This window comes from Luteimonas salinilitoris (genome assembly GCF_041300785.1).
Taxonomy (GTDB): domain Bacteria; phylum Pseudomonadota; class Gammaproteobacteria; order Xanthomonadales; family Xanthomonadaceae; genus Luteimonas; species Luteimonas salinilitoris.
Genome location: NZ_JBFWIB010000007.1, coordinates 148,852 through 165,868, shown reverse-complemented (window position 1 = coordinate 165,868; position 17,017 = coordinate 148,852). Strand labels below are relative to the sequence as shown.

At 69.6% G+C, this 17,017-nt stretch carries 10 protein-coding genes; 5 read left to right on the top strand and 5 right to left on the bottom strand.

Annotated features, from left to right (window positions below):
- Window positions 1-122: 122 nt before the first annotated feature.
- Entirely contained in the window at window positions 123-2,435 is a 2,313-nt protein-coding gene (locus tag AB5T46_RS12510; RefSeq protein ID WP_370564305.1) for an NADP-dependent malic enzyme, read from the bottom strand.
- A 303-nt stretch (window positions 2,436-2,738) separates the two neighbouring features.
- On the opposite strand from AB5T46_RS12510, the gene dgcN reads away from it, so the two are divergent.
- The 4 genes from dgcN (at window position 2,739) to AB5T46_RS12490 (ending at window position 7,185) form a co-directional block, all read left to right on the top strand.
- Window positions 2,739-3,791, top strand: a complete 1,053-nt coding sequence (gene dgcN, locus AB5T46_RS12505; RefSeq protein ID WP_370564303.1) for an N-acetyltransferase DgcN — start codon at window positions 2,739-2,741, stop codon at window positions 3,789-3,791.
- Complete coding sequence (dgcA, locus tag AB5T46_RS12500; protein WP_370564302.1) at window positions 3,776-4,792, top strand: N-acetyl-D-Glu racemase DgcA; 1,017 nt, start codon at window positions 3,776-3,778, stop codon at window positions 4,790-4,792. Before dgcN ends, dgcA begins: the two co-directional genes overlap by 16 nt.
- Before the next feature lie 176 nt (window positions 4,793-4,968).
- Entirely contained in the window at window positions 4,969-6,180 is a 1,212-nt protein-coding gene (gene gltS / locus AB5T46_RS12495) for a sodium/glutamate symporter (RefSeq protein ID WP_370564300.1), read from the top strand.
- A 105-nt stretch (window positions 6,181-6,285) separates the two neighbouring features.
- Window positions 6,286-7,185, top strand: coding sequence for a LysR family transcriptional regulator (locus tag AB5T46_RS12490; protein WP_370564299.1), 900 nt, complete (start codon window positions 6,286-6,288; stop codon window positions 7,183-7,185).
- Between the two features lie 48 nt (window positions 7,186-7,233).
- Here AB5T46_RS12490 and AB5T46_RS12485 read toward each other — a convergent pair whose 3' ends face one another.
- Genes AB5T46_RS12485 through AB5T46_RS12470 form a run of 4 tightly spaced genes read right to left on the bottom strand, consistent with a single transcriptional unit; the run spans window position 7,234 to window position 13,782 of the window.
- Window positions 7,234-7,986 (bottom strand): SDR family NAD(P)-dependent oxidoreductase, encoded by a 753-nt coding sequence (locus AB5T46_RS12485; protein WP_370564297.1) that lies wholly within the window; start codon window positions 7,984-7,986, stop codon window positions 7,234-7,236.
- A 32-nt stretch (window positions 7,987-8,018) separates the two neighbouring features.
- Window positions 8,019-9,299 carry an MFS transporter gene (locus tag AB5T46_RS12480; RefSeq protein ID WP_370564296.1) on the bottom strand — a complete coding sequence of 427 codons (1,281 nt, stop codon included), beginning with the start codon at window positions 9,297-9,299 and terminating at the stop codon, window positions 8,019-8,021.
- Complete coding sequence (locus AB5T46_RS12475) at window positions 9,296-11,566, bottom strand: alginate lyase family protein (RefSeq protein WP_370564295.1); 2,271 nt, start codon at window positions 11,564-11,566, stop codon at window positions 9,296-9,298. Before AB5T46_RS12475 ends, AB5T46_RS12480 begins: the two co-directional genes overlap by 4 nt.
- Window positions 11,563-13,782: a polysaccharide lyase 6 family protein gene (locus AB5T46_RS12470; protein WP_370564294.1), complete on the bottom strand. Its 2,220-nt coding sequence runs from the start codon at window positions 13,780-13,782 to the stop codon at window positions 11,563-11,565. The genes AB5T46_RS12475 and AB5T46_RS12470 overlap by 4 nt, the downstream gene beginning before the upstream one ends.
- A gap of 234 nt (window positions 13,783-14,016) precedes the next feature.
- On the opposite strand from AB5T46_RS12470, the gene AB5T46_RS12465 reads away from it, so the two are divergent.
- A complete protein-coding gene (locus AB5T46_RS12465) occupies window positions 14,017-16,977 on the top strand; it encodes a TonB-dependent receptor (RefSeq protein ID WP_370564293.1) in 2,961 nt (986 codons plus the stop codon).
- Window positions 16,978-17,017 lie beyond the last annotated feature (40 nt).

Genomic DNA, 17,017 nt, shown 5'->3' with positions numbered 1-17,017 from the left:
ATGCCGCGATTCCGGACCGGCAGGCGCGCCGGTCGGCAGAATTTTCGGGCGGCGAAATGCCCGCGGCATCGCGCGCATGGCGCGCTCCTACGAAGAACCGTCGCTGCGGCGCGGCTGCAGGGTCAGCCGCCCCCGCCGCGCTGGGCCTTGCGGATCTGCGCCTCGACGGCGGCGATCGCGGTCATGTTGATCACCCGCCGCGGGGTGGAGGTGGGGGTCATGACGTGCGCGGGGCGGCTGATGCCCATCAGGATCGGGCCCAGCGCGACGCCGTCGGTCATCACCCGCACCATGTTGTAGGTGATGTTGGCCGCGTCCAGGTTCGGCAGCACGAACAGGTTGGGGCGCCCGGCCAGCGTGGTGTTGGGGAAGATGCGCCGGCGCAGGATCTCGTCCCAGGCGGTGTCCGCCATCATCTCGCCGTCGACCTCCAGGTCCGGCTTGCGCTGGATGAGGATCTCGCGCACGCGGCGCATCTTGGCGGCGCTGGGATTGTCGTGGCTGCCGAAATTGGAGTGCGACAGCAGCGCCACCTTCGGCTCGATGCCGAACAGCCTGAGCCGGTAGCTGGCCTGCAGGGTGCTCTCGGCGATCTGCTCGGCGCTGGGGTCGAGCTGCACGTGGGTGTCGAGGAAGAACCACAGGCCGCGGTCGTTGACCACGCCGGTCATCGCCGAGGTGCTCTGCACGCCCGGATCGAGCGGGAACACGCTGCGGATGTAGCCGAGCTTCTTGTGGAAGCGCCCGACCAGTCCGCAGATCATCGCGTCGGCCTCGCCGCGCTCGACCATCAGCGCGGCGATCAGCGACGGCCGCGAGCGCAGCAGGTTCTTGGCCGAGTCCGGGGTGACGCCGCGGCGCTCGGTGATGGCGTGGTACTGCTGCCAGTACTCGTTGAAGCGCGGGTCGTCGTTGATGTTGGTGAGTTCGAAATCGCGCCCGGCCTGCAGCCGCAGGCCCATCCGCTCGATCCGGTTCTCGATCACGTCGGGGCGGCCGATCAGGATCGGGAAGGCGAGTTTCTCGTCGACCACGGTCTGCACCGCACGCAACACCTGCTCCTCCTCGCCCTCGGCGTAGACCACGCGCTGGCGGTCGCTGCGGGCGCGGTCGTAGACCGGCTTCATCACCAGGCCGGTGCGGTAGAGGAACTGGCCGAGCCGCTCGCGGTAGGCGTCGAGGTCGGCGATCGGGCGCAGGGCGATGCCCGAGTCCATCGCCGCCTGGGCCACGGCCGGCGCCAGCATGGTCAGCAGGCGCTGGTCGAACGGGCGCGGGATGATGTAGTCGGGACCGAAGGTGGGGGTGTCGTCGCCGTAGGCGCTGCCGAGGTCGCTGGCCTCGATCTTGGCCAGCCCGGCGATCGCCTTGACGCAGGCCAGCTTCATCGCCTCGTCGATGCCGGTGGCGCCGACGTCGAGCGCGCCGCGGAAGATGTACGGGAAGCAGAGCGCGTTGTTGACCTGGTTGGGATAGTCGCTGCGGCCGGTGGCGATGATGCAGTCGGGGCGCACCCGCTTCGCCTCCTCCGGCAGGATCTCCGGGTAGGGATTGGCCAGCGCCAGGATGATCGGGCGCTCGGCCATGGTGGCGACCATCTCCGCCTTGAGCACGCCGCCGGCGGACAGGCCGAGGAAGATGTCGGCGCCCTCGGCGATGTCGGCCAGGGTGCGCTTGTCGGTGTCGCGGGCGTAGCGCTGCTTGTCCGGATCCATGTCGCCGCGGCCGGTGTACAGCACGCCGTGGCGGTCGACGGCGAGGATGTGCTCGGGCTTCATGCCCAGCGCCACCAGCATGTCGAGGCAGGCGATGCCGGCGGCGCCGGCGCCGGCGGTGGCGAGTTTCACGTCCTCGATCTTCTTGCCGGCGATCTCCAGCGCGTTGATCACCGCGGCGCCGACGATGATCGCGGTGCCGTGCTGGTCGTCGTGGAAGACCGGGATGTTGAGGCGTTCGCGCAGCTTGCGCTCGACGATGAAGCACTCCGGCGCCTTGATGTCCTCGAGGTTGATGCCGCCGAAGGTCGGCTCGAGGCTGGCGATGATGTCGACCAGCTTGTCGGGGTCGCGCTCGTCGACCTCGATGTCGAACACGTCGATGCCGGCGAACGTCTGGAACAGCACGCCCTTGCCTTCCATCACCGGCTTGCCGGCCAGCGGGCCGATGTCGCCCAGGCCCAGCACCGCGGTGCCGTTGCTGATCACCGCCACCAGGTTGCCGCGCGCGGTCAGCTCGCTGGCGACATTGGGATCGGCGACGATCGCTTCGCAGGCATGGGCCACGCCGGGCGAATACGCCAGCGCCAGGTCGCGCTGGGTGAGCATCGGCTTGGTGGCGCCGACCTTGATCTTGCCCGGGGGCGCGAGGCGGTGGTAGTCGAGCGCGGCGTTGCGGAAATCCTCGGCGGTTTCGGTGCTGCTGGGTTTTTCGGACATCGGCCTTGGCGCTCTGGGTCTGTGCACGGGATTCTAATGGCAAAGCCCGGATCGCCGGCGGGAGCGGCGTCCGGCCGGTGCACGGCAGGCGACACGTCCGGACGCCACTTCCGCACCCGGCGCGTGCACGGCCTGCGCATCGGGCAGACCGTCCCGCCCCGCGCATAACCTGCGGCTATGCGTGACGGGCGTCTTTTCAATGGCGCGCGCGCGGCGCGGTGCCTATGGTGGCCGCAGGGCCGGCGCGCTCGGCGGTAGCGCCGGCCCCACCCCGGAACCTGCCGACAAGGAATGCGTGATCCGATGTCCCGACCCGACGAAGCCCGCGCTCATTTCGATCCCGCGGCGGGCTGGCCGCCGCCGTTCCTGCTGTACCTGGGCAACGCGCACGACGACCTCGCCGCCAAGACCGCGCGCGGCCTGGCGTTCTGGCGGCCCGAGTGGTGTGTGGGCCAGTTCCGCGACGCCGACTGCCGCACCACGCTCGGCCTGGCCGACATGGATTTCGCGCAGGCGCGCGCCGCCGGCGTGAACACCATGATCGTCGGCGTGGCCAATGCCGGCGGCCGGATGGACCCGCGCACGGTCGCGCACGTGGTCGCGGCGCTCGACGCCGGCATGAACGTGGCGTCCGGCCTGCACGAGCGGCTCGGCTCCCATCCCGAGATCACGGCCGCTGCGCAGCGCAACGGCCGCGTACTGTTCGACGCGCGCGAGCCGCCGAGGACGCCGGTCGGCACCGGCGCACGCCGCGCCGGCCGTCGCCTGCTCACCGTCGGCACCGACTGCTCGGTGGGCAAGATGTACACCACGCTGGCGCTGGAGCGCGAACTGCACCGGCGCGGCGTGCGTGCGGATTTCCGCGCCACCGGCCAGACCGGGATCTTCATCGCCGGGCGCGGCGTGCCGATCGACGCGGTGGTGGCCGACTTCATCTCCGGCGGCGTCGAATGGGTCTCGCCGGCGCGGCTGGACGACGGCTGGGAGCTGATCGAGGGCCAGGGCTCTCTGTACCACCCGTCCTATGCCGGGGTGTCGCTCGGCCTGCTGCACGGCGCGCAGCCGGACGCGCTGGTGCTCTGCCACGAGCCCGGCCGCCCGCACATGCGCGCGTTGCCGCATTTTCCGCTGCCCGACCTGCGCGAGTGCCTGGAGGCCAACCTGCGCGCAGCGCGGCTGACCAACCCGGACGTGCAGGCGGTCGGCGTGGCGCTGAACACCTCGCGACTGGCGCCGGCAGCCGCCGGGCGCGCCTGCCGCGAAGTGGAGGACCTCCTGGGCCTGCCCGCGCAGGACCCGGTGACCATGGGCATGGACCGGATCGTCGATCGGCTGCTGTCGTGCTTCGGCGGCTGAGCGCCCGCCACCAGAGCTGGCCGCTGGCCGCGCCGTTCCGCATCTCGCGCGGGGTCAAGCATTCGGCCGAGGTGGTGGTGGTGAAAATCCGCCAGGGCGCCTTGAGCGGCCGCGGCGAGGGCGTGCCTTACGCGCGCTACGGCGAGTCGATCGACTCGGTGCTGATGCAGGTGCGCGCTGTCGCCGGCCTGGTGGAGGCGGGCGCGACGCGCGGGGATCTCGCGCGGGCGCTGCCGCCGGGGGCCGCGCGCAGCGCGATCGACGCCGCGCTGTGGGACCTGGAGGCGGCCGCCAGCGGCGAGGCGGTCTCCACCGCCCTCGGCCACGGCCCGCCGCAGCCGCTGACCACGGCGCTGACCGTCGGCCTGGACACCCCCGAGCGCATGGCCGAGGCGGCGCGGTCGCTGGCCGGCGCGGCGCTGGTCAAGATAAAGGTCGACGCGAGCCGTCCGGAGGCGCAGATCCGCGCGGTGCGTCGGCACTGCCCGGACGCGCGGCTGATCGTGGATCCGAACGAGAGCTGGAACATCGACCTGCTGCGCACGCTGCAACCGGTGCTGGCCGAGGCGCGCGTGGACCTGGTCGAACAGCCGCTGCCGGCCGCCGACGATGCGGCGCTGGCCGGGCTGGGCCCGGCGGTGCCGATGTGCGCCGACGAGTCCTGCCATGTCGGCGACGACCTGCCGCGCCTGCGCGGCCTGTACCAGGCGGTGAACATCAAGCTCGACAAGACCGGCGGCCTGACCGAGGCGCTGCGGCTGCTCGCCGCCGCGCGCGCGGACGGCTTCCGGATCATGGTCGGCTGCATGATCTGCAGTTCGCTCGGCATCGCCCCGGCGCTGCAGGTGGCGCGCGAGGCGGAGTTCGTCGACCTGGACGGCCCGCTGTGGCTGCAGCGCGACCACGCCGGCGGCGCACGCACGCGCGCCGGGCTGCTGTCCCCGCCCGAGCCGGGGTTCTGGGGCGAACCGGTACCGCTGGCGTTGCGGGGCGCACGATGAGGCGCATGCTGGGCGGCGCGCTGCCATGCGCAGCGCTGGCGGCCTGCGCTGCTACGGACCAGACTACCCGCGCGCGCGCCGACCTGATCATCGCCGGCGGCCGGGCCGCGCGTGCTGCGGCACCGGCTACGGCGGGAACCTGTCCAACCCAACCCGGAGTTCCGGAACCATGACGCATGCTTGAACTCGATGCGGTACAGACGCTGGCCCTGGGAGGCCTGACCCTGTTTCTCGGCTATGCGCTGTGCCGCGCGATTCCGGTGCTGTCGCGCTACAACCTGCCCGCGCCGGTGATCGGCGGGCTGGTGGTGGCGCTGGCGGTGCTGGCGGCGCACACGCAGGACACCGTGCTGTTCACGCTGGACACCAGCCTGCAGACGCCGCTGATGATCGCGTTCTTCACCACCATCGGCGTCAACGCCAGCGTTGCGCTGCTGAAGATCAGCGGCCGCCAGGTGTTGCTGTTCCTGGCGCTGGCCAGCGGCTTCGCGGTGGTGCAGAACCTGCTCGGCATCCTGGTCGCGACCGGCTTCGGCCTGCACCCGCTGTTCGGGGTGCTGGCCGGATCGACCACGCTGACCGGCGGGCCGGCCACCGGGCTGGCGTTCGCGCCGCTGTTCGAGGAAGCGGGCGTGGCCGGCGCCGAATCGGTGGCGCTGGCCTCGGCGATGGCCGGCATCGTCTGCGGCGGCCTGGTGGGCGGCCCGGTGGCGACGATGCTGATCCGGCGCTTGCGCCTGCGTACGCCGGAGTCGTCACCGGACGCTGCGATGGTGGCGGCGATGGCGACCGTGGACGGCGACGGCGATCCGGCCCCGGACGAGGCGGCGCGCGAGTTCGGCGCGCTCAAGAGCATCGTGGTGATCCTGGTGGCGATGTGGCTCGGATCGTGGGTCAGCGCCGGCATCTCCGCGACCGGACTCACCCTGCCCGCCTACGTCGGCGCGATGCTGGTGGGCGCGCTGATCCGCAACATCGACGATCGCACCGGCTGGATCGGCCTGCCGGTGCGCACCACCGACCTGATCGGCAACATCTGCCTGGCGCTGTTCCTGGCGGTGGCGCTGATGAACCTGAAACTGTGGGAGCTGGCCGGCCTGGCCACGCCGCTGCTGGTGAACCTGGCGCTGCAGGTCCTGATCGTGGCGCTGTTCTGCGGCGTGGTGTTCCGGCTGATGGGCCGCGACTACGACGCGGCGGTGATGGGCGGCGGCTTCGTCGGCTTCATGCTGGGCACCACCGCCAACGCGATGGCGGTGATGCGCACCCTGGTCGAGCGCTACGGCCCGGCGCCGCGCGCGTTCCTGGTGGCGCCGCTGGTGGGTGCGTTCTTCATCGATTTCACCAATGCGCTGGTGATCACCGGGTTCATCAACTTCTGGCACTGAGCCCGCGCCGCCGGACCGCCGCGGCACCGGCGCTGCTGGCCGCCGCGCGCGCGGTGGCCCGGCGCGGCATGCTCCATAAGTGGTAACAGGCCCTAGAATCGGCCGATGCGCTTTCGCCAGATCGAAGTCTTCTACGCCGTCTACACCACCGGCTCCATCAGCGCCGCCGCGCGCTCGCTGCATGTCTCGCAGCCCTCGGTCAGCAAGGTGCTGCACCACACCCAGTCGCAGCTGGGACTGACGCTGTTCACGCTGGTGCGCGGCCGCCTGGTCGCCACCGACGAGGCGCATGCGCTGTTCATCGAGGTCGCCGAGATCTTCAAGCGCCTCACCTCGCTGCAGAAGACGGTGAGCAACATCAAGAACCTCGGCGGCAGCCACATCCGCCTGGCGGTGGTGCCCTCGCTCGGCCTGCACGTGGCGCCGCTGGCGATCATGCGCTTCCGCCGCCAGCACCCGGAAGTGACGTTCGACGTGCAGACGCTGCACCACGACAATCTGTTCGAGGCGCTGTACGAGCGGACCTGCGACATCGCCGTGGCCTACGACCCGCCGGCCCATCCGCGCATGCAGCGGCGCGAACTGGACACCGGCGAGCTGATGCTGCTGTTCCAGAAGGACAGTCTGCCGGACGTGGGGAAAAGCGTGCCGCTGCGGCTGTTGGACCGCCAGGACATGGTGGGGTTGACCACCAGCGGCCCGGTCGGCGACCTGTTCGCGGGCGAGGTGCAGCGCCACAACGTCTCGATCCGCGAGGTGGTCTCGAACCAGACCTTCTACATCGCCGCCGCGCTGACCCGTTGTGGCGCGGGGATGGCGGTGGTGGACGAATTCACGGCGCGCGCCAGCATCGACCGGGCCACCGCCTTCCGCCCGTTCGATCCGGCGATCCGCTTCAAGGTCGAATGCGTGTACCTGGAGGACCGCCCGCCGTCGAAGGCGGCCGACGCATTCGTCGCCATGCTCGCCTCGACGCTGCGCGAAATGCGCGTCACCACGGAATGACCGTGCCGCGGCGCATTGCCTTCGCCGCCCTGCCGCGGAATTCCGTGCTCAGGAGAAGAAGACGCCGCCGTTGACGTCGAGGTTGGCGCCGTTGATGAAGCTGGCGGCATCCGACGCCAGGTACAGCGCCGCGTCGGCCGCTTCCTCGGCACGTCCCTCGCGCCGCAGCGGCGTGGCGTTGGCTACCGCCTGGCGCACCTCCGGCTTGGTGAACTCGTCGTGGAAGCGGGTCGCGATCATGCCGCAGCACAGCGCGTTGATGCGGATGCCGCGCGGGCCGAGTTCCTTGGCCATGGCGCGGGTGAAGGTCATCACCGCGGCCTTGGAGGTGGCGTAGATCGCGGCGCCGGGGCCACCGCCGTCGCGCCCGGCGAGCGAGGCGAAGTTCACGATCGCTGAACCTTCCCGCATCAGCGGCGCCACCGCCCGGGTGGTGAGGTACACCGACTTCAGGTTGAGGTCCATGACCTTGTGGAAGTAGGCCTCGTCGATCTCGGCCAGCGGCTTCCGCGCGACCATGCCGCCGGCGACGTTGAGCAGCAGGTCGACGTGTTCGCCGAACGCGGCCCGGGTTGCCGCGACGAGTCCGGCGACAGCGTCCGCGGAGGTCACGTCGGCGCGATGCACGATGGCGGTGCCGCCGTCGGCCTCGACCTGGCGCAGGGTGTCCTGCGCGTTCGCCTCGTCGTTGGCGTAGTTGATGCACACGCGCGCACCCGCCGCCGCCAGCTTCAGCGAGATCGCGCGGCCGATGTCGCGGCCGCCGCCGGTCACGATCGCCACCTTGTTGTTGAAGTCCATAGCGTTGCTTTCCTCGGAATGTTGAGCGGCAGTCACTTGCCTGCCGGGGGGCCGTCGAGCTTCCTGATCGGGCCGGCGATCCACCAGATCGCGATCAACGACAGCGGCACCAGCACCGCGACCAGGATGAAGATGGGAGCGAAGGATTGTTTGGTCATCACCGGCACGAGCCAGGTCGTGACCAGGGTGCCGGCGACCGCCGCCATGCCGCCGATGCCGGCGAGCGATCCGACCGACCTGCCGTGGAACACGTCGCTCGGCAGGGTCTGGATGTTGCCGATGGCAACCTGGAAGCCGAACAGCACCGCGGCGATGGTCAGCACCGCGAAGACCGGTTGCACGGCCAGCACCGCGCCGAGCAGTCCCGGTGCCATGATCGCGCCGCCGACGGTGATGCTCCATTTGCGTGCGCGTTCCACGCTCCATCCGCGGGCGATCAGCCGGCCCGACAGCCAGCCGCCGAACAGGCTGCCGAACATGGCGCCGACGTACGGCACCCACGCGAAGAGGCCGATCTGCTTGATGTCGAAGCCGAAGGTTTCCGCCAGGTAGATCGGCAGCCACGCCAGGAACAGCCACCAGATCGGGTCGAGGAAGAACCGCGCCAGCACGATGCCCCAGCTCTGGCGATGCGACATCAATCCGCGCACGCCGGGCGCATAGACCGGCTGCACGGCGTCGCCGGCATCCTCCGGTGCGTCCAGGATCAGCACGCGCTCGGCTTCGCTCACCCAGGGATGGCGATCCGGGCCGGAACGGTAGATCACCAGCCACGGCAGCAGCCAGACGAAGCCGAGGGCGCCGATCACCACGAAGGTGCTCTTCCAGCCCAGCGACAGGAACAGCAGCGCGATCAGCGGCGCGGAGACGACCGAGCCGAGCGACGCCCCGGCGTTGAAGATGCCCTGCGCGAACGCGCGCTCCCGCGACGGGAACCACTCGGCGATCGCCTTGACCGCACCCGGCCAGGCGCCCGCCTCGCTGATGCCGAGCATGGCGCGGAACACGCCGAACGACAGGATCGAACTGGCGACGGCATGCAGTGCGATCGACACCGACCACGCCGCGATCGACAGCGTGAAGCCGAGCCGCACCCCGATGATGTCGAACAGCCGCCCGAACCCGAACTGGCCGGCGGCGTAGAACAGCATGAACACGGTGACCAGCAGCGCGTAGTCTTCCTTGGTCGCGCCGATCTGGCCGGCAATCTCCGGCCACATCACGGCGAGTGCGTTGCGGTCGATGTAGTTGACGATGGTGGCGACCGAGATCAGGCCGATGATGATCCAGCGCACGGCGGAGCGTTGCTTCACGGCATTTCCTCGGTCCGGGGTCGGTTGCTGCCGTCGTCGCCCGCCCGCGCGTCGAAGCGGGCATACGCGCCGGTCCAGGCATAGGTCCGGCCGTCCGCGGCCACGCGGTGGGCGCGGCCGGCGTCGGCATCGTCGGCCACCGCAAGCGCCAGGATGGCGCCGGAGGCGAGCGTCAGCACGATGACGTCGGCGTCCTCGCCGCGGACATGGACGACGCCGCGGATGCGGCTGTCGGCGCCGTGCACGGTCTCGGCGGTGCCGTCGTAGGCACCGTGCGGTTCCAGCACGCTAAAGAACGCGGCGTCGGTGCGGCCGTCCATGCGCCGCACCAGGGCGGGCTCGCGGCGCAGGTTGAACTCGGGATCGTTGGCGCCGCTCTCCACCAGCAGCGCGCGCGTCGGCGCGCTGGCGCCGAAGCGGTAGGTGTAGAAGCGGCCATCGAGCAGCCAGGTCAGCGAGCGGGTCCGGTCCGAGGCTTCGCTGTCCGCGTCCACCCACAGGTGCTGGTAGCCGTTGGCCTCGCCCAGCACCGGGCGCTCTTCGATGTTGCGACTTGCCTCGAACCCCACGGTCATGACGTGGCCGTTGAAGTGCAGCGGCAGGTCGTAGCGCGCCGGCCCTGCGCCGTCGACGCGCAGCAGATCCACCACCACGGGGAACGGCAACTCGGGATGCGCCACCAGCGCCTGGGTCCGGGTGAACGCGACGCCGTCGTATGCGCCGGCCATGCGCGCCGACACGATCTGCACGCCGTCGGCCACGTCGAACAGCAGCGGTGTCGGCGCATGCGCCTCTCCCCGCTTCCAGTCGCCGTCGAAGTGGCTGCGCTCGTCGACCACCAGTGTGTTGTGCGCGATCGTCTGCTTGGCCCAGCTGCTGTTCTCCGGCAGGTAGGTGCCGCCGGACTTGGCCTCGACGTTGAGGAAGCGCGCGGCGCCGTAGTCGGTGACCACGCGCTGGCCGTTGTCGTAGAACAGCCAGTTCAGCCTGTCGAAATGGCCGTGGCCCATGCCCTGCGAGGTGTTCTTCATCACCAGCGCCTGGCCGTCCTCGCCGCCCTCGCGAAGGATCGCCAGGCCGCCGCCGTTGCCTTCGGCGCCGTCGCGCAACATCATCGAACGGAACCGGTAGGGCTCGGCACGGCCCGCCGCCAGCGCTTCCGCCACGCCCAGGCCCTCGGGCGTCAGCACGGTGCGCCCCTGCCGCTGCGCGATCGACAGCAACCGGTCGTCGCCGCTGCGCGCGTACACGATCGCGATCGCGGCGACCAGTTCCGCGGTGTCCAGGCCCTTGTCGAGCATGGCGTCGTTGATGGGGAAGAAATAGCCGGCGTAGCTGCTCTGGATCAGCGCATCGACCGCCTTGAGCAGCACCCCGTCCTTGTGCGCGAAGATCTTCCGCTGCGGCTCGTTGCGCGCGATCGCGTTGGCGAAGATCACGAATGGCGCCAGTGCGTAGCGCTGGTAGTAGGGGCCTTCCTCGTAATAGCCGTCCGGCGAGAACAGGTCGTCGATCTGCTTGAGGAACCCGGCCTCGCCGTCTCGCGACAGGCCCAGCAGGGCCTTTTCCACCATCTCGCGATCGCGCAGTACGTAGCCGGTCATGCCCACGCCGGCGACCGCCCAGGTGGCGTGGTTGTGGATGCGGTTGAAGTTCTCCGGCGTTTCGTCGGACAGGAAACGCGCCGCGCGCCGGAACAGCGCGTCGACGCGACGGCGGTCCCGCGGATCGAGGGTTTCGCGGATGGCGTCGTAGCCCTGGATGGCGTGCACCAGCCACACCGAATCGTTCAACGTCTGCCAGAACAGGCGTCCGGGGATCTGGCCGCGGCCGGCGGGATGCGGGCCGAGGGTTGGATACAGGCGCGCGTAGGCCAGCAGCAGGTCGCGCGCGAAATCCGCGTAGGCGCGGTCGCCGGTCAGGCGATACAGGGTGCCGGCGCCCTGGATGACCAGGTAGTTGCGCTTGTGCTGCTCGTGGGTGTAGCCGCCGCCGGGGTCCTTCGGCTGCGGCACGACCACGCCTTCGGCCATCGCCGCGCGCACGCTGCGGGCGACGCGCGCCTGTTCGCCCGCGAACAGCGGGTAGCGCTTGCCCTCCTCCCGCATCCGCTGCCACTCCGGCGCGGAGACCAGTACCGGCGCCAGCACATCGGATGCGACCGCGGACGCGGACGCACCCGCCTGCGCCGCGCGCGACGGGCCGACGGCGCCGTCGGCGCCGTCGGCGGCGAGCAGCGCGGCGGCGAGCAGCACGGCGCCCCTCATTGCAGCGTCACCGCGGGAACGTCGGAGCGGATCTCCGGAGTGCCGTCGAACCCGTTGCGCTCCGCCACCAGCAACGGCGTGCCGACGGTGCGTTCGAACAGGACCGCGGCGCTGTCCTTGAAATCGTTGCCGACCAGCACGGCGCGCTGCACGCCGTGCAGGCGCAGCGAGGCGCCGGACCGGGTGCCGATGCGATCGAAAGTGGAGTCATGGACGCGGATCTTCGGTCCGAAGGTGCTCTCGTCGGTGCCGCCGCGGTACAGGTCGACCACCGCGCCGCCCACCCGGTGGAACCGCGACGCCTCGATCTCGACCAGTTCCACGTTGTAGGTACCGCGGTCGTCGGTCTCCGCGGCGGCCGACAGCACGTTGCCGCTGATGTCGTCGACCTCGACCCGGCGCAGCACGATCGAATCCGCCATGGTGTCCTTGCCGGTGGCGATGACGTCGAAGCCGCGGTTGACGGTGAGGCCTGCGATCCGCAGGTCTTCGAGCACCAGCACGTAGTTCGCCGCGCCGGAACCCGGAGGCACGCGGATCACCGCGTTGCCGGCCTGGTCGGGCGCGGTCTCCCCGACGATCGCCAGCCGGCCGAGTTTCAGCGAGCCGCCGCGCTGGATCTCGAACAGCGTCGAGCGCGAGAAGGCGATCGTCGCCACGCCGTCGCGCGGCCCGTACAGCGACAGCGGGCGATCGATCTTCAGCACCTGGTTGATCACGTAGCGGCCCGGCGCCAGTTGCAGCCTGTCGCCCGGGGCGGCGGCGGCCACGGCCGCCGACAGCGTGTCCTCGCCCGGTGCCACGCCGCGCTCGCTGCCGCCGTCGATGGCGGCGACCGGGATGTCCTTCGGATACCACGACACGCCGACCTCGTCGCGCGGGATCGGGCGCAGGTCGCGGCGCGCGCCGGCGTCTTCCGGCTGCGCCGGCACCTGCAGTCCGGTCGCCGCGCGGGTCATGGCGACCTCGCGGCCCTCGATGCCGCCGGGGATCCGCGGCGACGCGGCCGGGCTCTGCACGTTGCCTTCGAAGGCGATGCCGCCCATGTCGCCGAGCACCTCGACCGGGTCGCGCTCGGCCGCGATCAGGTTGCGGGCGAAGCGGCTGTCCACCGGCGCGGCCGAGCGCTCCTCGTCCATGCCCAGGCCCAGCAGGATGCTGCGCACGTCGACGAAGGTGTTGTCCTCGATCACCGCGTCGTCGACCCGGGTGTAGCGGTTGAGCGGCGAGTCCGGCACGCCGTACATCACGCTCAGCGCAGAACCGAAGCCGTCGCCGGCCAGGCCTTCCAGGTAGTTGTTGCGCACCGTCTGGCTGCGGTTGATGACGCGGATGCCGCCGGTGTGCGGCTTGTTGCCGCCGAGGAACACGTTGTCCTCCACCAGGTTGCCGTCGCCGTGGCGCAGCACCATCGCCCCGCGCGACTGGAAGAAGACGTTGCCGCGATAGACGTTGCCGCCGGACTTGTTGGAGACGATCTCGACCTCGCCGTCGCAGTGCTCGAACCAGTTGTACTCGACCGCGGTGTGGGAATCGGAAAGCGAGTCGTGGCTGGTGCCGACGCGGATGGTCTCGCCGCCGTTGGAGCCGAGGTTGGGGCGCGGACCGAACCAGTTGTGGTCGATGCGGTGGCGGTTGTCCAGCCCCTGCTGCTCGTCGCGGACGACCACCAGGGTCGTGCCGGCATTGGTCTTGCCGACGATGTGGTTGTGGTCGAAGCGGTTGTCGTGTCCGTACAGCGCGACCCAGTGGTCGGACAGGCGGCGGTCGGGGTTGTTGAAGCGATCGATGACGATGCCGGAAACGCGGCTGTGGTTGGCGCGCTGCTCGCGGGTGCGGCGGAAGGAGACGACCTCGCCGGTCGGCGACCAGCCGTCGCGGAACACCAGGTCGGAGACGTGCAGGTGTTCGCCGGCCATCCGCAGGTTCGACCGGCCGGTGAGGATCACTTTTCCGGGTGTCTGCGCGGTCAGGGTGATCGGCCGTCCCGATTCGCCCTTCCCGGTCAGTACGACCTGGAAGTCGCGCCATTCCCCGTCCGCAAGCACCAAGGTGTCGCCGGGCTGCAGGGAGTCGACGGCGTCGGCGTATTCGGCCTGGGTGGAGACCCGCAGCGACCGTCCCTGTGCCGCGCTTGCGGCCGCCGGTATCAAGATGCAAAGGGCCACCAGGCTGCAGCGCAGGCGCCAGGATCGTGTCGATGGAATGTCCCGCATCTCGTTCCTCCGCGCCCGGCTGCCGTTCGCTGCACCAGCAAGTGGTCAGGCCAATGAAGGTTATCTGGTCCGTACATCCGGCGCAAACTTTGCTGCACCCGCACATCAAAACTCGCCAAAATGGCCTAGCCAATGAATTAGTGCGATTAAATCTACCAATTGTTTGACATTGGCCGGCAATGGGTGAAATCTCCCGTCGAGCCCGACTACGGGCGCCAAATCCGGAGGGAGCACATGCGTCGCCAGCAACAGGTTGCCCGCGTTCACCCGATACGACCCTCGGCGCTGCGCAATGCGCTGTTCTGCGCCATTTGCGCCGCGTTCGCCGCCCAGGCGGCGCAAGCGCAGGGAACGCCGGCCCAGCCGCCGCCGGCCGGCCAGCCTACCGAACCCGTGCAGACGCCGACCCCCGAGGGCCAGGACGCCACGGAACTCGACGCGGTCGTGGTCACCGGCATCCGCGCCTCGATCCAGTCCTCGATCCAGAACAAGCGCGATGCCACCGTGGTCTCGGACGCGCTGTCGGCCAAGGACATCGGCGACCTGCCGGCGCTGTCGATCGGCGAGGCGATCGAGACCATCACCGGCGCGTCCACCCACCGCGAGAAGGGCGGCGCGACCGAGATCTCGATCCGCGGCCTGGGGCCGTTCCTGGGCTCGGCCAGCTTCAACGGCCGCGAGGCGACCAACGGCAGCGGCGACCGTTCGGTCAACTTCAACCAGTTCCCCTCCGAACTGATCAATACCGTCGAGATCTACAAGACCCAGCGCGCCGACTTCATCGAGGGCGGCATCGCCGGCACCATCAACATGGAAACGGTCAAGCCGCTGTCGTTCGGCGAGCGCCGGATCCAGTTCGATGGGCGGGCGACCTACCCGGAATACGACAGCAAGCTCAACGACGGCGAGGGCATCGGCTGGCGCGGCACGGCCAGCTACCTGGACCAGTTCGAGTTCGCCAACGGCGGCAAGCTCGGCGTCTCGCTCGGCGTGCAGAGCCTGGAAAGCAGCAATCCGGAGGAAGTGGCGGCCACCAGCTCCACCTGGACCGCCTGCGACGCGACGGTGGAACTGACTGGCAATTGCGACGGCGACATCACCGATGACATCCCGGGCAGCATCGTCCCGGGCGATCCCAGGGTGGGCAATACGCCGTTCTATCTGGTGCCAAATGGCCGCACCTATCGCCAGATCGTCGAGCACGACAAACGCGACGCGGTGTTCGCGGCGCTGCAGTGGCAGCCCAACGACACGATGGAGGTCAACTTCGACTACCAGTGGTCGGATCGGACCTTCACCGAGGACCGCAGCGAACTCGTACTTTCCGAAGGCAGGCGCGGGATCAGGAACGCGGTGTTCGACGAAAACGGCGCGCTGGAATCGTTCGACGGCCAGAGCGCGATCGAGGCCAATTCCAACTACAAGATCCGCGCCGAGGAATACGAGGGCGCGGGGCTCAACTTCCAGTGGCGGCCGAGTGCGGCATGGCTGTTCTCCACCGACCTGGCGTACTCGCACACCCTGCGCACCGAGAACGACTGGACCACGCGCCTGCGCGCCGACGACGAGGACATCGACGGCGAAGACGTGGCCGGCATCGTCGACTCGCGCCGCGTGAACTACCGCTACGACTATCAAGGCGATGTGCCGTCGGTGATCATCGATCCGGCCTTCGACATCACCCGCTGGGAGAACTTCGGCGACGTCCCGCGCATGCGCCGCGACGAACAGCAGCGCGAGCACACCCTGCGCGCGTTCCGCTTCGACGGCGCCTACTTCCCCGAGCGCGGCTTCCTCACCGCGGTCAAGGCCGGCGTGCGCCATGCCCAGTCGGATTATCGCGACTACGACGACCGGGTCGAGATCGAACTGGACCGTGACGACAACCTGGACCTGATCCGCGAGGCCAACATCGGCTGCCGGATCGACTTCCCGCAGGACGATTTCCTGGACGAGGCCGGCGGCAACACCATCGACCGTTGGGCGACCTTCGACTCGCGTTGCCTGTTCCGGGCGCTGACCGGGGTGGACGACACCGGCCGCAACCCGGACCTGCGCAACCCGGCCAACAACGACGTGGGCGAGAAGACGCAGGCGATCTACCTGATGGGCGAATTCGCTTCGGAGTGGTTCAGCCTGCCGGTCACCGGCAACTTCGGCGTGCGCTGGGTCAAGACCGACGTGCGCGCACTGGGCCTGCGCAGCGATCTGGACGTGATACGCAACGCCGACGGCAGCATCCGCCTGGAACCCACGGACGAGTTCGAGACCGAGGTCATCAAGGCATCCAACGACGTGCTGCTGCCCAGCTTCAACGCCGCGCTGGAACTGACCGAGGACAAGATCCTGCGCCTGGGCGTGTACCGCGCCATGGCCCGGCCCGACCTGAGCGCCATGGGCGCGGGCCGCGAAATCGACATCGAGGACGGCGAATTCGACAACATCGGAGACGCGATCGACGCCATTACCGCCACCGGCAACCCGCGCACCAGGCCGCTGCTGTCCTGGAACGGCGATGTCTCCTTCGAGTGGTATCCGAACCCCGACTCGCTGCTCGCCGTGGCGCTCTACTACAAGCAGTTCACCGGCGGCGAGATCCCGGTCCTGGTCGACGAGACGTTCGTGATCGACGGCGAGACCGTGGTGGTGCCGGTGGAGCAGCTCGACACCACCGACAGGAAGAGCGACCTGTTCGGCTTCGAGTTCACCGGCTCGCACCGCTTCTCCTACCTGCCTGCGCCGTTCGACGGCCTGGGCATCAAGGCCAGCTACAACTACGCCGACTCGAACTTCGAGAACCACGACCTCAGGCTCGGCGACCAGATCGACCCCGAAACCGGCGAGACCACGCCGGGGCTGGTCGAGCCGGCGAACATCTTCGGCCTGTCGAAGCACGTGGCGTCCGGGTCGCTGTACTGGACGTTGGGGCCGGTCGATCTGCAGGCGATCTACAAGTACCGTTCCGAGTACTACCAGCGCTTCGTCGGGGGCCCGTCCCAGAACCGCTATATCCAGAGCGGCAGCACGGTCGACTTCCGCGCCACCTGGCGCGCGAACGACCAGCTCTCGTTCTCGCTGGAGGCTTCCAACCTGACCGACGAACCGCGCATTTCCTACATGCCGGTGCCTGGCAATTTCCATGAGTACCATGGCTACGGACGACGCTATTATTTGGGTGTACGCTACCGCTTCTGAGCACCGGTGCGGTCCGGGACCCCGGTCCGGTGCGGTGGCG